This is a genomic window from Frigoribacterium sp. CFBP 8766 (assembly GCF_014841435.1).
Lineage (GTDB): Bacteria > Actinomycetota > Actinomycetes > Actinomycetales > Microbacteriaceae > Frigoribacterium.
Genome location: NZ_JACYTX010000004.1, coordinates 1 through 13,872, shown reverse-complemented (window position 1 = coordinate 13,872; position 13,872 = coordinate 1). Strand labels below are relative to the sequence as shown.

Annotated in this window: 18 protein-coding genes; 8 read left to right on the top strand and 10 right to left on the bottom strand. The window is 70.9% G+C overall.

Features of this window, described 5'->3' with window-relative positions:
- Window positions 1-43 precede the first annotated feature (43 nt).
- Entirely contained in the window at window positions 44-925 is an 882-nt protein-coding gene (locus IFT90_RS12820) for an SDR family oxidoreductase (protein ID WP_192042623.1), read from the top strand.
- A 30-nt stretch (window positions 926-955) separates the two neighbouring features.
- Here the strand turns inward: IFT90_RS12820 and IFT90_RS12815 are convergent, their stop codons facing one another.
- Window positions 956-1,663, bottom strand: coding sequence for a TetR family transcriptional regulator (locus tag IFT90_RS12815; protein ID WP_192042622.1), 708 nt, complete (start codon window positions 1,661-1,663; stop codon window positions 956-958).
- A 102-nt stretch (window positions 1,664-1,765) separates the two neighbouring features.
- Here IFT90_RS12815 and IFT90_RS12810 point away from each other — a divergent pair, with 102 nt between their 5' ends.
- Window positions 1,766-2,623, top strand: coding sequence for an NAD(P)H-binding protein (locus IFT90_RS12810; RefSeq protein WP_192042621.1), 858 nt, complete (start codon window positions 1,766-1,768; stop codon window positions 2,621-2,623).
- Between the two features lie 45 nt (window positions 2,624-2,668).
- Here IFT90_RS12810 and IFT90_RS12805 read toward each other — a convergent pair whose 3' ends face one another.
- Genes IFT90_RS12805 through IFT90_RS12790 form a run of 4 tightly spaced genes read right to left on the bottom strand, consistent with a single transcriptional unit; the run spans window position 2,669 to window position 5,910 of the window.
- Complete coding sequence (locus tag IFT90_RS12805) at window positions 2,669-3,799, bottom strand: HAMP domain-containing sensor histidine kinase (protein WP_192042620.1); 1,131 nt, start codon at window positions 3,797-3,799, stop codon at window positions 2,669-2,671.
- Window positions 3,796-4,467, bottom strand: a complete 672-nt coding sequence (locus IFT90_RS12800) for a response regulator (protein WP_192042619.1) — start codon at window positions 4,465-4,467, stop codon at window positions 3,796-3,798. Before IFT90_RS12800 ends, IFT90_RS12805 begins: the two co-directional genes overlap by 4 nt.
- Window positions 4,454-5,113: a DedA family protein gene (locus tag IFT90_RS12795; protein ID WP_371740958.1), complete on the bottom strand. Its 660-nt coding sequence runs from the start codon at window positions 5,111-5,113 to the stop codon at window positions 4,454-4,456. Before IFT90_RS12795 ends, IFT90_RS12800 begins: the two co-directional genes overlap by 14 nt.
- Window positions 5,110-5,910 (bottom strand): phosphatase PAP2 family protein, encoded by an 801-nt coding sequence (locus IFT90_RS12790; protein WP_192042618.1) that lies wholly within the window; start codon window positions 5,908-5,910, stop codon window positions 5,110-5,112. Before IFT90_RS12790 ends, IFT90_RS12795 begins: the two co-directional genes overlap by 4 nt.
- A 140-nt stretch (window positions 5,911-6,050) precedes the next feature.
- Between IFT90_RS12790 and IFT90_RS12785 the strand changes: the two genes are divergently transcribed.
- The gene (locus IFT90_RS12785; protein WP_192042617.1) at window positions 6,051-6,848 is read left to right on the top strand and encodes a hypothetical protein; all 798 of its coding nucleotides are present in this window, start codon (window positions 6,051-6,053) and stop codon (window positions 6,846-6,848) included.
- Window positions 6,849-6,896: 48 nt separating this feature from the next.
- Window positions 6,897-7,394 carry a DUF2231 domain-containing protein gene (locus IFT90_RS12780; RefSeq protein ID WP_192042616.1) on the top strand — a complete coding sequence of 166 codons (498 nt, stop codon included), beginning with the start codon at window positions 6,897-6,899 and terminating at the stop codon, window positions 7,392-7,394.
- Window positions 7,395-7,451: 57 nt separating this feature from the next.
- Here the strand turns inward: IFT90_RS12780 and IFT90_RS12775 are convergent, their stop codons facing one another.
- Together IFT90_RS12775 and IFT90_RS12770 are read right to left on the bottom strand one after the other, a co-directional pair.
- A complete protein-coding gene (locus IFT90_RS12775) occupies window positions 7,452-7,793 on the bottom strand; it encodes an ASCH domain-containing protein (RefSeq protein ID WP_192042615.1) in 342 nt (113 codons plus the stop codon).
- Window positions 7,794-8,053: 260 nt separating this feature from the next.
- Entirely contained in the window at window positions 8,054-8,473 is a 420-nt protein-coding gene (locus tag IFT90_RS12770; protein ID WP_192042614.1) for an ATP-dependent DNA ligase, read from the bottom strand.
- 184 nt (window positions 8,474-8,657) lie between these two features.
- On the opposite strand from IFT90_RS12770, the gene IFT90_RS12765 reads away from it, so the two are divergent.
- Window positions 8,658-9,023 (top strand): hypothetical protein, encoded by a 366-nt coding sequence (locus tag IFT90_RS12765; RefSeq protein WP_192042613.1) that lies wholly within the window; start codon window positions 8,658-8,660, stop codon window positions 9,021-9,023.
- 90 nt (window positions 9,024-9,113) lie between these two features.
- On the opposite strand, the gene IFT90_RS12760 is transcribed toward IFT90_RS12765, so the two are convergent.
- The gene (locus IFT90_RS12760; RefSeq protein WP_192042612.1) at window positions 9,114-9,560 is read right to left on the bottom strand and encodes a MarR family winged helix-turn-helix transcriptional regulator; all 447 of its coding nucleotides are present in this window, start codon (window positions 9,558-9,560) and stop codon (window positions 9,114-9,116) included.
- A 59-nt stretch (window positions 9,561-9,619) separates the two neighbouring features.
- Between IFT90_RS12760 and IFT90_RS12755 the strand changes: the two genes are divergently transcribed.
- Window positions 9,620-10,354 carry an SDR family NAD(P)-dependent oxidoreductase gene (locus tag IFT90_RS12755; protein ID WP_192042611.1) on the top strand — a complete coding sequence of 245 codons (735 nt, stop codon included), beginning with the start codon at window positions 9,620-9,622 and terminating at the stop codon, window positions 10,352-10,354.
- Between the two features lie 83 nt (window positions 10,355-10,437).
- Here the strand turns inward: IFT90_RS12755 and IFT90_RS12750 are convergent, their stop codons facing one another.
- Window positions 10,438-11,223 (bottom strand): SDR family NAD(P)-dependent oxidoreductase, encoded by a 786-nt coding sequence (locus IFT90_RS12750; RefSeq protein ID WP_192042610.1) that lies wholly within the window; start codon window positions 11,221-11,223, stop codon window positions 10,438-10,440.
- 85 nt (window positions 11,224-11,308) lie between these two features.
- Here IFT90_RS12750 and IFT90_RS12745 point away from each other — a divergent pair, with 85 nt between their 5' ends.
- On the top strand, window positions 11,309-12,166 hold the full coding sequence (locus IFT90_RS12745; protein ID WP_192042609.1) for a helix-turn-helix transcriptional regulator: 858 nt from the start codon (window positions 11,309-11,311) through the stop codon (window positions 12,164-12,166).
- A 68-nt stretch (window positions 12,167-12,234) separates the two neighbouring features.
- On the opposite strand, the gene IFT90_RS12740 is transcribed toward IFT90_RS12745, so the two are convergent.
- Window positions 12,235-12,642, bottom strand: a complete 408-nt coding sequence (locus tag IFT90_RS12740; RefSeq protein WP_192042608.1) for an SRPBCC domain-containing protein — start codon at window positions 12,640-12,642, stop codon at window positions 12,235-12,237.
- A gap of 152 nt (window positions 12,643-12,794) precedes the next feature.
- On the opposite strand from IFT90_RS12740, the gene IFT90_RS12735 reads away from it, so the two are divergent.
- Complete coding sequence (locus IFT90_RS12735) at window positions 12,795-13,436, top strand: hypothetical protein (RefSeq protein WP_192042607.1); 642 nt, start codon at window positions 12,795-12,797, stop codon at window positions 13,434-13,436.
- Window positions 13,437-13,872 lie beyond the last annotated feature (436 nt).

Below are 13,872 nucleotides of genomic sequence, written 5' to 3'. Positions count from 1 at the left end.
GACAACGGTCCCATCAGGGGGCCGTCCTGGCTGAGGAGCACCCATGCACGTCTTCGTCACCGGAGGCACCGGCACCATCGGCTCGCCCGTCGTCGCAGAGCTCCTGGCTCACGGCCACACCGTCCTGGGCTTGGCCCGCTCGGCCAGCTCGGAGGCCGCCCTGCGCGACGCGGGCGCGGACACCATCCGAGGTGGTCTCGCCGACCTCGGCGTGCTGCGCGAGGGCGCCCGGCAGGCCGACGGAGTGATCAGCCTGGCGTTCGGCAGCGACTACGGCTCGGCCGAGGCGCTCGCGACCAGCATCGACGACGAGGGCGCGGCCATGCGCACTCTCGGGGAGGCCCTCGTCGGGACGGAGAAGCCGTTCGTCGTCGTCTCGGGCACGCCGTGGACCCCCGGACGACCGTCGACCGAGTCCGACCCGTTGCCGAAGGAGGGCCCCGTGGCCGGCCGAGCGGTCTCGGTCGAGGCTGCGCTGGCACTGTCCGCCCGAGGTGTCCGCGCGTCGGCCGTGCGGATGCCCCGCACCGTCCACGAGAACGGCGAGGGCGGGTTCGCCGGCCTCCTGACGGAGGCGGCCCGCTCCGCAGGAGTCGCTGGCTACCCGGGCGACGGCACCCAGCGCTGGCCCGCCGTCCATGCACGCGACGCCGCCGTGCTGTTCCGGCTGGCACTCGAGAAGGCTCCCGCCGGGACCGCGTGGCACGCGGTCGCGGACGAGGGCGACAGGGTCGTGGACATCGCCGCGGTCGTCGGACGTCGCCTCGGGATCCCCACGGCTCCGGTCGCCGACGAGGTGTTCGGTCCGTTCGGACCGATCTTCGCCATGGACCAGCCGTCGTCGAGCACCGTCACGAGGGAGGCGCTGGGGTGGGAGCCCACGCACGCGAGCCTGCTCTCGGACTTGGAGAACCTGCAGCCCTAGGAGCGGTGCGCACCACCCTGTCCGCGTCCGTCAGGAGATGACCCGGTCGAGCCACTCCAGGAGCAAGCGGCGCTCGGAGCTGCTGAGCTGCTCGAGCTGGGGGGCGAGCGCGCGGAACGCGACGGTCGTCGACAGGTCGCCCGGTCCTTCGGAGGCGGGCGCCTCGGTCAGAATCTGCGCGAGCAGGCCCGCCAGCACGGCCTCGGAGAGCCCCGGGTCGCGCTCGTCGACCGGCGTCGCGAGCAGCGTGGTGATGACGCCCACCCCGGAGGACTGGACCAGCCCCACGGCCCGGACCTCGGAGAGCCGCAGCCGCCCCGCGACCGCGACCCGGTGGATCCGCGCCTCGAGCACCTCCTTGCCTCGGCGGGCGGCAGGTGAGCCCGCCACTCGACCGGGGTCGCTGAGCAGCGCGAAGAGAGCCGGGTTCGCGAGGCCGAACGCGACCTGGCTGCGCCATCCGTCGCGGAGGTCGTCGACCGGGTCGACGTCCGCCTCGGCCGCCGCCTCGACGACCGACGCCTTGGCCGCCACGAACGACGACATCACGCTCTCGGCCACGGCCTCGAGCAGGCCGTCCTTGTCGCCGAAGAGCCGGTAGATCGCTGGCGCCTGGACGCCGGCCGCCTGCGCGACGCCCCTCGTCGTGACAGCGCCGGGACCCTCGTCCCGCAGGAGCCGGGCGGCGACCTCGACGATGCGGGTGCGGGTGTCGGGAAGAGTCGTGGCGTCGATCACGTGATCAACGATAGCGGCTCCTTGCTATCGTTGAGATTCCAGCGTTAGCATCAATGCCGTACCACGGATACCGCATCCGAGGACCACCGAGAGGCTCACCTCATGATCATCGTCACCGGCGCCACGGGCTCTCTCAACGGAGCCACCGTCGACCACCTCCTCGAGACGGTGCCGGCGTCCGACGTCGTCGTCGTCGTGCGCGACGCCGCGAAGGCGGCCCGCTTCGCCGATCGAGGAGTCGAGGTGCGGACGGGCGACTACGCCGACCCCACGTCCCTCCCCGCCGCCTTCGCAGGAGCCGACCAGCTCCTCCTCGTCTCGTCCAACGACCAGCGGGCCGATGCCGTCGCCCTGCACCGGAACGCCGTCGAGGCCGCCGTCGACGCAGGCGTCGGTCGGGTCCTGTACACGAGCCATCAGGGCGCGTCGCTCGAGACGCCGTTCGGGCCGGGTCGCGACCACGCGGCGACGGAGGCCCTGCTGGCCGACTCGGGCCTCGCCTGGACCTCGCTGCGCAACGGGTTCTACGCCCACAGCCTGACGTGGTCGCTCGGAGATTGGCGCGAGACGGGCGTCATCACCGTGCCGGTCGACGGGCCGATGTCGTGGACGGCTCGGGAGGACGCCGCCGAGGCGGCTGCGCGCATCCTGCTGGCCGAGCAGGCCTTCGACGGCCCGACGACCCTCACCGCGGCCGCCGCGCCCACCTTCACCGAGATCGCCTCGATCGCGACCGAGGTCTCAGGACGACCGGTCAGGACCGAGGTCGTCGGCGAGGACGCGTGGATCGACCGGCAGGTGACGTCCGGCCAGCCGGAGTTCGTGGCCCGCTTCATGCTCGGCATGTACCAGGCCGCGGCCCGCGGGTTCTTCGCGGGCACCGATCCCCGGCTCGGCGAGCAGCTCGGACGCGAGCCCCGGACGGTCCGCGACCTGCTCGTGGCGGAGCACCGCGGCTGACCAGCACAGCTGGTCACCAGTCACGAGACGTGGCCGCCGAGCCCGTCAGTTCGCGAGGTCGGCGAGGGGAAGGGTGAGCTCGATCGTCGTCCCGGCGGCCGAGGTCGAGGCCACGCGGACGCTGCCCCCGTGACGCAGGGCGACCTCGCGGAGGAGCGCGAGGCCGATGCCGAAGCTCGGGCGAGTGCCCTGCCCTCCGCTCGTCGGAGCCGGAGCCGGCGCCGGCGCCGGGGCCACCGAGCTCACCGCGGGCGACTCCGACCGGGCGAACCGGTCGAAGACGCGCGTCGGGTCGATCCCGATGATGCCGGGCCCACGGTCGGTGACGGCCAGCACGACCGAGCCTCCCCTGACCTGGGTCGACACGGTGATCGTGGACCCGCCCGGCGCGTGGCCGAGGGCGTTGTCGACAAGGGCCAAGACGGCCCGTCGGAGGCTCGCGGGCGGCACGGCGACGCGGACCGACCCGTCGCCCTGCTGGTCGAGCGCCACCGCACGCTCCTCGGCCAGCACCGACATCGACCGCAGGACCTCGGCGACCACGTCGTCGAGCACGGCTGACCCCGCCGACGTCGCTCCCTCGGCAGGGTCGCCGCCGGCCGCCTCGAGCAGGTCGCCGACGATGTCGATCAGGGCCCGCGAGTCGTCGCGGAGCCTCGCCAGGTCGGCGGTGACGTTGTCGTCGGCGGTCGCCGCGCCTCCTGCGATCCGGCGCTGCAGCGCCTGGAGACGGGCGTCGAGCACGGCCAGGGGCGTGCGCAGCTCGTGACTCGCGTCGGCGACGAACTGGCGCTGCAAGCGCAGGGCCTCACCGAGCGGCCGGACGGCGCGTCGGGCGATGACCACCGTCACGACGCCGGCGAAGACGACGCCGGCGACGCCGAGGACGACGAGGCCGGCCACGACGTCCGTGGCCGAGACGAAGACCTCGCCCTGGCCCGCGGCGGCGACCTGCTCGAGGCGCTCCTGCGGGACGGTCTGGTGCAGCACCCACGCGATGGTCAGCGCGAGGGCGCCGACCACGACGAGTCCCGAGACGAGCACGATCTGTCGGCCGATCGACCGGGCGGCGGCCTGCAGGGCCGCGGCCTCGGGATCGGCAGCGGGCGTTGCCTGGGCACCGGCACCGGCACCGGCACCACCGTGCCCGCGCCCGCGCCCGCGCCACCAGCTCACAGGGCACCCACCCGGTACCCGCGCCCTCGGACGGTCAGCACGACGTCGCGGTCGATCTTGCGGCGCAGGTAGCTGACGTAGGTGTCGACGGTGCCGAGCTGCTCGCCGTGCGGGAACACCCGGGCGAGCAGGTCGGCCCTGTCGAAGGTGTGGTCGGGGCGTCGGGCGAGCTCGGCGAGGAGGGCGCTCTCTCGCTCGCTCAGCACGACGCGGCTCGACCACGGCGTGACGACGATGCGGCTCTCGGGATACAGGCGGGCCTCCCCCACGTCGAGCCAGCGCTCCTGGGCGGCGAACGACCGCGTCAGGGCGCGCAGCCGGGCGAAGAGCTCGTCGAACTCGAACGGCTTGACGAGGTAGTCGTCCGCCCCGCCGTCGAGCCCCGCGACCCGGTCGGCGGTCGTGCCGAGCGCGGTCAGCATCAGCACGGGGGTCGTCACGTGCTCGCGACGGAGGGTCGCGACGAGCTCGGTGCCCTCGAGCCCCGGGAGGCGGCGGTCGACGACGAGCACCGCGTGGCCTCCTGCCCGGGCGGCGTCGAGCCCGCGTCGGCCGTCGGTCTCGAGGTCGACCTGCCAGGCCTCGCCGAGCACGTCGGCCACGATGGGCCCGAGCCCGGGGTCGTCCTCGACCAGCAGGAGGCGCGGGCGCGCGTCAGGACCGGTCACCCACCGCCTCCTCGTCCCTCGTCGTCGTCGCTGCGGCCGTCCTCCCGGCCCGAGCGGCGCGCGAGCGCCGCAGGGCCGTGACCACGATCGGTAGCACCGACACGACGACGAGCCCGACGGCGAGCAGGTCGATGTGGTCTGCCACGAACGGTAGGCCACCGAGCAGCGATCCGAGCACGGTCATGCCGACGGCCCAGAGGAGAGCGCCGGTGAGGTTCCAGACGACGAACCTGCGGTACGGGTAGCCGCTCGTGCCGGCGGCCAGGGGAACGAAGGTGCGGACGACGGGCACGAACCGGCCGAGGACGAGCGCCTTGCCGCCGTGCCGCTCGAAGAACGCCTCGGCCTGCTCGAGGTGCGCCGTCTTCAGCACGCGGGCGTCGGGACGGAACCAGCGGCGACCGAACCGATGGCCGAGGAAGAACCCGACCTGGTCGCCGGCCGCCGCCGCGAGGAACGCGCAGAGCGCGATCACCGCGACGCTGAGCCCGAGGCTCTGGTGCAGCAGGCCGGCGGTGACCAGCAGCGAGTCGCCGGGCAGGAACGGGAACAGCAGGCCCGACTCGACGAAGATCATGAGCGACAGGCCGCCGAGGGCCCACGGGCCCATGCCGGCGAGGAGGGTCTGGGGGTCGAGGATGCTCACGAGCGGGTCCGTCCTGGGTCGGTGGTCGGGGAGGGGTTCGGCGCCGACGGCTGGACGGGGTGGGCCGACACCGAGCGCTGCTCGATCCGGTCGAGGAGGTGCAGCCACGGCGGCAGGGCCAGCGCCACCACCGAGCAGCCGAGCACGACCGAGGCGAGCGTGTCGCTCGGGTAGTGCACGCCCACCCAGACGCGCGACAGCCCGACGCCGGCCACGGCGAGCGCCGCCGTCCCGATCACGACCGGTGCGCCGCGCCTCCCCCAGGCGAGCAGGACCAGGGCGAGCGCGAGCCCGGTCGCGAGGGCCGTGTGCCCGCTGGGGAACGAGAACGAGTGCGGCTCGACGATCAGCGGGTCGACGAGCAGCCCCGGGTCGGGCCGGTCACGCTGGACGACGAGCTTGACCAGCTCGGCGGCGGCCCACGGCCCGGTCGCGACGCCGAGGGCAGTGAGGGCGGCGGCCGCTCGGCGGCTCACGACCCACACCGCGACGACCAGCAGCAGCACGAGGGCCGCGCCCAGCTGCGGCCCGAGCAGTCGGTCGACGAGCAGTGCGGCCCCGTCGAGCACGGGGACGTGCGCGCGGCTCGCGTGCTGGACGAGGTCGAGGTCGACCTCGCCCACGCTGCCTGCGCCCGAGGTGATCAGCAGCCCCGCGACGACGACGCCGGCGACGCCGGTCGCGCCCCAGGCCGCCCACGCCCGGTCGTGGACGACGGAGCGGACAGCCGGGAACAGAGGAGGCGCGGTGCGGCCGCGAGGGAGCGCCGGCGAGGGCGGACGGTGCAGGACGGTCATGCACGCAGGCTCCGCCCGGCCGTCCCAGAAACCGCTCAGACGCCCTGGCGGGCCGACCCGCGCCTCCTCGTCTCGGGCGGTGCGCCTCCTCGTCTCGGCCTCTGGGGGCTTTCTGGGAGGCGACCCCCGACCGTCGTCGCATGACGACACGCGCTGTTCCGACCGGGGCCCCGACCCTCGACCGCCGGGCCCTGCTGAGCAAGGTCCCCGAGATCACCCTCGCGTTCTGGGTGATCAAGGTGCTGTGCACCACCGTCGGCGAGACCTTCGCCGACTTCCTCGCCGACGGCCTCGGACTCGGACTGACCGTGACGAGCATCGTGATGGCGGCCCTGCTCGTCGTGGCCCTCGTCGTGCAGTTCCGGACGCGGGCCTACGTGCCCGTCGTCTACTGGCTCGCGGTCGTGCTGATCAGCGTCGTCGGCACCCTCCTCACCGACACGCTGACCGACTCGCTCGGGGTCAGCCTGTGGCTGTCGACGGCCGTCTTCGCGGTGGCGCTGGCCGCCGTGTTCGTCGTCTGGCACCGCGTCGAGGGCACCCTGTCGATCCACGAGGTCACGACCCCGCGCCGCGAGTCCTTCTACTGGGCCGCCGTCCTGATGACCTTCGCGCTCGGCACGGCCGTCGGCGACCTGCTCGGCGAGCAGCTCGCGCTCGGCTACCTGCCGTCGGCGCTGCTGTTCGCCGCAGCCATCGGGGTCGTCGCCCTGGCCCACCGGTTCGCCGGCGCCGGGTCGGTGCTCGCCTTCTGGGCGGCGTACGTCCTCACCCGGCCGCTCGGCGCCTCCGTCGGGGACTTCCTGTCGCAGCCGGTCGCGGACGGCGGGCTCGGCCTCGGGTCGACCGTCACGAGCGTGGTGTTCCTCGCGGCGATCGCGGCCCTCGTCGTCGTCCTCACGGTGCGGCGACCGGCGCGCCCGGCCCTGCGCGTCTAGCCGCCCCCGCCCCTCCTCCCTCACCACCCACTCGAGAAAGAAGACCCCATGGACTGGCAGCTCAACGGCCTCCCCCTGCACCCGCTCATCGTCCACCTCGTGACCGTCGCGTTCCCGACGGCGTCGCTGCTGATCCTGGTCGGGGCGTTCTGGCCCGCGCTGCGACGGCGGCTGGGCATCATCACCCCGCTGATCGCCCTGGTCTCGTTGATCGCGGTGCCCCTCGCGACGTCGTCGGGCGAGTCGCTGGAGGAGCGGGTCGGCGGGAGCGCACTGCTCGAGACCCACACGCAGCTGGGCGACACCCTGCTGCCCTGGGCGATCGCAGTGGTCGTCGTGGCCGTGGCGCAGTGGGCGTGGCAGCACTGGGTGCTGACGCCGGAGAGGCAGCGTCCCCGTCCGGCAGTCCGGGGCAGCGCCCGACTGATCGTCGGCGCCCTGCTGACGGTCCTGGCCGTCGGGACGAGCATCGGGGGGATCGTCACGACGGTCCGGATCGGGGACTCCGGCGCGAAGGCCGTGTGGTCCGACTCCTCGCAGAGCTGACAGGGCTGTGCCGATGTTCGCCGGGTGGCGCGATCACGACGCCCCGGCGGTGGACGCCTATCGCGTCGGCGTCGCCACGGTGAGCTCGGCGACCTCGACGACCGCGTCGTCGGGCATGTCCGGGTACCAGTTCTCCCGGAGCTGCTCGGCGAAGAGCGCCATGTCCGCCCCTGCGGGCTGTCGCGCCTGCTCGGCGGTGAGCTCGTCGAGACGATGGCGCCGCACCGCGGTGACGTGCCCGGCGAGGGGCGGGGCGGTGAGGTGCTCGTCGAAGACGAACGTCGACGCTCCGACCCGGACTGACTCGCCCCACCGGACCGTCGTCACCTTCTCGCCGCTGACGATCGCGTCGTAGTGCTGCCGGTGGAAGTGGACGATCTGGCGCGCTCCGTCGGTCATCCGACCAGCCTGCCCCTTCCGGCCCGTCATCCACCTGTGCCACGGACCGCGTGGCGCTCGTCCGATCCGGATGAGACGGGGACGCAGAGGCTGGCGCGTCCGCGTCTGCCACGTGTCGAACTCACGACGTAGGGCGGCATCGTCGCCGTAGATCTGCCAGGCGTCGTCCTGTCCGAGCTCGATGCCGAGCCTGCGACGCTGAGTCCGGTTCAGGAACTGCTGCTTGAAGGTCGCGAACTCGACGTCGACGCTGCCTGACGTCATGACGACAGCTCGGCGGAAGCCCGCACCCGAGTGGCGGTGGTCCGGTCACGTCCCCCGCCGTCCGTCGGAGCGATGACCGTGCCTCGGGGCTGGGAGTACTTCCTCGGTGCCAGGCTCGGGACGTCCCCGGCCTCGGTGGTCACGACGAGCCCCCGGGAGCTCTCCGCCGAGTCCGCCAGTTCGCGCAGCCACGTCTCGTTGATGACCGGGACACGGCTGCCGTCGAACTTGAAGTAGATGAGCACCTGCGGGTGCATCCAGATCGCGCTCCGTCCCGAGCCGGCCTCGACGCTGTCCTTCCAGGACATGAGGAACGCCTCGCCGCGGCGGAGCTTGTTGACGATGACGATCTGGAGGTGCGTCAGGGTGCGGTCGTCCACGACGACCACGAGCCCGTCGTAGCTGATGGAACCCATGGGGTGGTCCGTCCAGACCACCGATGTGGATGAGATCGTGCACCGTTTCCCGACGCATCCGGGGCCTGGGGATGCCTCATGAACATTCGATCAACGCTCGGTACGCGCGACTCTATCCGCTGCGGGCCCTGCCACAAGAGGCTGCCCCCGCAGCCCTGCCAGCGTGACGTGACACGATCGCATCATGAGACGCGAAGTCGTGCACGAGGGGTCGCCCACGAGCATCGTCGTCGCGGCCATGACCGGGGTCGTCCTCCTCGGCGTTCCCCTCGCGTTCGTCGGCTGGTACGTCGTGGCGATCGGGTCCATGGCGTTCGCCGGTTGCAGCTCACGACCGGGCAGCTGCAACTATGCCCTCGGCAGCGGGACCCTGCAGGGCTACCCGTTCCTCGCCGGGCTCATCGTCCTGGTCTGCGCCGTGGGCATCTGGGTGCTCCGTGACCGCGTCCGCCCCTCCCGCCTCGTCGGCCTCGCCTTCGGTGCACTGCTCGCGCTGGGCGCTCTCATCGTGGCCTCTGCTGCTCTGGTGACCCATGCCGCGTCCGCGTGAAGCCGCCCGAGTTCGTCCTCCGGGCATCCCGCGATGTCCATCGACGGCAAGCGCGCCACGGTCCCTGCCTGCTTGCCCTCGCGAGACCGCCTACTGAGACGATGGTCGGTCGACTGAAAGTCGTTCCAGAGCGTGCATCAGCGTCGCGTGCTCGAGGCCCTCGGTGCGTTGCAGCAGGTGTTCTCGGACCGCGGCGGCGTGGATCGGTCGCGCGATCCGGACCAGGTTCGCTCCCTCGTCCAGGACTCTGACGAGAACGCCACCGTCGACCGCGCTGCGACTGACGAGTCCACGGCTCTCCATGCGCGTGAGCTGGTGAGAGAGGCGACTGCGATCCCACTGCAACAGACCGCCGAGATCGTTCTGGCGAAGCTCCCCGCCACCCATCTCGACCAGTCGGGTCAGGATGCCGAAGTCTTGATCGGACAACCCCGAGCCCGCCTTGATGTCCTCGGCCACACGCTGCCGCACCATGTCGGCGGCGACCTTCCACGCATGCCACAGATCCTGTTCCTGTTCCGTGAGGGGTGCGGTCATGCGTCGAACCTACCGGCCGTGGTGTTGACGCGTCAACGCGGTAGGTCCATGCTGTTGACATGACAACACACAGCATGAAGAAGGTCGCTCTCGTCTCCGGCGGAAACAGAGGCATCGGCATCGCGATCGTGCGGGGCCTCGCCTCGAAAGGCTTCATCGTCCTGCTAGGCGCGAGGAGCATCGGCGCCGGCGAGGAAGCAGCGGCATCACTGGACGGTGACGTTCGCCCCGTCGTCCTCGACGTCACCCAGCAGGATCAGGTCGACGCTCTCGCCGCGGATGTCTCGGACGAGTTCGGGCACCTCGACGTGCTGGTGAACAACGCCGGCGTCAGCACCCTCACCTTCCACCCCATGGACCACCTGCCCAGGCCGACCGAGGAGACGGTCGACGACATCAGGAACGTGTACGAGGTCAACGTGTTCGGCGTCGTCCGGATGATGACCGCGTTCCTGCCGCTCCTCACGAAGGCGGACGCACCGCGGGTGGTCAACGTCACGAGCAAGCGCGGGTCCATCGGCGAGGAGGGCGCTTGGGCGGGGCAGCCGTCGATGGCGTACTCGAGTTCGAAGACAGCCCTCAACGCCCTGACGGTGCACTACGCCCGGCAGTTCGCCGACACGTCGTTGAAGATCAACGGCGCCGCCCCAGGACACGTCGCCACCGACTTCAACGACTTCCGTGGCACCCGGACGCCCGACGAAGGCGCCGCCGCCGCCATCCGCCTGGCCACCCTCCCCACGGCCGGCCCGACCGGCGCGGTCTTCGAGGACGATCAGCAGCTCGCGTGGTGAACGGCCGATGACCGATCGCCTGGCCGACGTGTCTCCTGTCGGTGACGACCGAAGGCGCGTCTGACACGTGAGCGGCCCCGGCCTCAGGCGCCGGCGCCGCCGTCGACGGGCACGATGGCACCCGTCACGGCCGATGCACGATCGCTCAGGAAGAATGCGGCTACCTCGGCGACTTCGAGGGCGGTCGCCATGCGGCCCATCGGGCTGGCCGCGTTGTTGGCGTCGATGATCCCCGGGGCCTTCTTCTCCCACTCGTCCATCATCTCCGTCGCCGTTCCGCCGGGCATGAGCCCGTTCACACGGATGCCCTCGGCAGCCCAGGTGACCGCCGCCGTCTCCGTGATGCTGTTCAACGCCCTCTTCATGGCCCCGTACGCCGGCAGCGGCGGCACGCCACGGCGACTGCCGATGCTGGACGTGTTGACGATCGCGCCGCCGCCGGTCTTCCGCATGAGGGCTGCTTCGGCGACCATCGCGACCCAGTGTGCACGGAAGTTCACGGCGAACTGCTCGTCGATGTCGTCATCGGACGTGGTGTCGAGTGGGCCGATTCCTTGCTGGTTGATTCCTCCGTTGTTGAATGCCCCGTCGAGGCGCCCGTGGCGTTCCTCGACTCGCTCGACGGCCGCACGGATGCTGGCCCGGTCGGCGAGGTCCATCGCGACGGCGTCAGCCGTGCCGCCTTGGGTGCGGATCTCGTCGACGAGGGCGTCGAGCGCCCCCGTGCCGCGGGCAGCGAGCACGACGGATGCGCCCTCTCGAGCGAAGAGACGGCTGGCCGCGGCGCCGATGCCGCGGCTGGCTCCGGTGATGAAGATGACCTTCCCGGTCAGAAGGCCGACCGGCGTGGACTCAGTGTTGTTCGTCATGTAAAGAGCGTCTGCGCCCTGGGAATCTGCATCCAGGCACAAACGGTACGCGGGTCCACCGCCTCTCAGGGCGGAGACTCGTGACATGGACAAGGGTGAGCTCGCAGCTTTTCTCCGGAGTCGCCGCGAGCGTCTCCGCCCCGAAGACGTCGGCCTCTCGTCCGGGTCTCGGCGAAGGACTCCAGGTCTTCGGCGCGAGGAGGTCGCCGTCCTCGCTCACGTCTCGACCGAGTACTACGCCCGACTCGAACAGGGCCGCGCGCCTCGGCCCTCAGCCGTCGTCCTCGCAGGCATCGCGGGCGCACTGCGTCTCACCCCCGAAGAGTCCGACCACCTGCACCGGCTGGCTGGCACCGCCCCCACTCCGACGGGACTGCACAGTCGCGACGTACGGCCGAGCATCCTGACCCTGCTCGAACGGCTCCCCCACACCGCCGGGATCGTCCTCTCGGCCACGTTCGAGGTGCTCGCCTGGAACGACCTGGCGGCAGCTCTCATGGAGGACTTCTCCCTGCTCGTTCCCCGCGATCGCAACCTCGCGAGGAAGACCTTCCTCGAGGGTGGGCAGCCGCCGGAGGCGATCTACGGGATCTCCGACGAGGCCGCATTCCGGGAAGGTGTCGTGACCCGACTCCGTAGCGCCCAGGCTGTCTACCCATCTGACCCGAGCGTCCGCGATCTCATCGACGACCTCCATTCCGGCAGCGCTGTGTTCGCACAGCTCTGGGAGCGGCACGACGTCCAGACACCACCGCCCCTGCAGAAGACCTTCCACCACACAGCGGCCGGGCCGATCACGGTCAACTGCGACTCCCTAGCCATCACCGAGCGGGACCAACACCTCGTGCTCTACACCGCACCAGCGGGCTCCCGAGACGCTGAGAACCTCGCCCTATTGGAAGTGATCGGCTCCGAACCCCTCATCGGACCGCGGGGCACCTGAACGGCCCATCCAAGCTTTGGCTCCGAGAGATCGACCAACAGCGCGGCCGAGTCTCGGTGGCCGATCGTCTATCGGGACGCCGCCCTGAGCAGGTTTGCGAGATGGAAGTTCCATCCCTCCTCGTGTGCGGCTCGAAGTCCGTCGCCATCCGCGAGCTGCCCAAAACCTCGTTCCGTCAGCGTGACCGTGCTCCGCTCGCCGTCACTACGGATATCGAAGCGCACCGTGAGCGGCGCCGGCCATTCCGGCTGCTGCCACACGAAGGCCAGCCGACTCGGCGGTACTGCTTCCGTCACGCGACCGTCAGCGAAGTGCTCGCGGCCGCCCTCGGTCCAGGTATAGCGCACGGCCGAGCCGACCTCGGGAGTCAGCACCAGCTCAGGCCACCAGGAGTCGCGCTCGTCCGTAAGCGCGCACCACAGTCCCTCCGTGGAGGACACCGATGCGACGGTGATCGACAGCGAGTCAGCGCACATGCTCAGACGCTAGTGCGTCTGCCCAGCACTGGCGCCGATGTGCCGGCCGCCGATCCCCTACCGGGCGGTGGTCGGCCGTGCATCTGCCCACACCAGGCCCTCCGCGCAGAATTAGCACCAAGATGTCCTGCTCTGCATCTACCGTCAACAAGGTGACCACCTCTGACGCGGAGACATCAGCCGACGCCCCCGAGAGCTTCCCCTCCGGGTGGGTACTGATCGGCGAGCGACGCAGGTGGTGGGCGCCCCTGGCCGGCGCCGGAGTACTCACGTTCGTCTTCTTCGGCATCTACGGCGCCGGCACATTCGGGTCATTCTTCGAAGGCGTCGCCCCCTGGCCCAGCAGCCTTCTCCTGGGCGCCCTGACCGCAGGCGTTCTCGTGGTCGCGGCCACGCTCATCCGGAACACCCGCTACCCGCAACCCTGGGTGAACCTCGACACGGACGAGCTCCGAGCCGGCCGCCGGACCCTGGCCCTGAACACCATCGACAGCGCCCTGATCCCGTCTGACCCAGCGACGCAGTCGGAGATCCTCACGCTCCGGCTCTTGGCCAAGAACGCGCGCGTCGAGATGATCCTCCGCACCCGCAAAGGCCCACGCCTGGACACCGAATCCACACAGGTCCTCGCCGAGGCAATCCGACGCACCACCATCACGATGCCCACCTCGATCCACGACTCCAGCGGCAAATTCGCGAGGTACAACTTCCCCGGGCACATCGACCTCGACGACACACTCGCCCTCGTCCAGCACCCACCCGCACCGGGAAAACCGCTACCAGCATCCTGGTGACGACCTCGAGGCCGTCCGCTGTCAGGAGGCCAAAGCAAAAAAGGATCGGCTATCGGGATTCATCAGCAGCCTTTCCCGGAATGACCCATCAACGACGAGGTGCAGGGTCAGGCGGGGAGTACGTCGCCATCTGTTGATGCGTCGATGGCTGCATTCCTGATGAGGTCCTCGTACGACACCGGCATGTCAGGTGAGTTCTGCACTGCTGTCGCTGGCTCTGCGAGGGGGCGGCGAGACGCATAGGGAACGATCCGGACCGGCACTGCGTCGGGGGCGCTTTCGTAAGTACTCACGTTCGCGGCCTCCTCCTGGCTGTGAGGATGGCAGAACTCAGGGCGGGCGGGAAGAGGCTGTTCTTCCGCTCTGCTGATGTCTCGTTCAGGTAACGCACCAAACTCTTCCAGCGAGGGTGGCGAACCCCTGTCAACTCCCCACC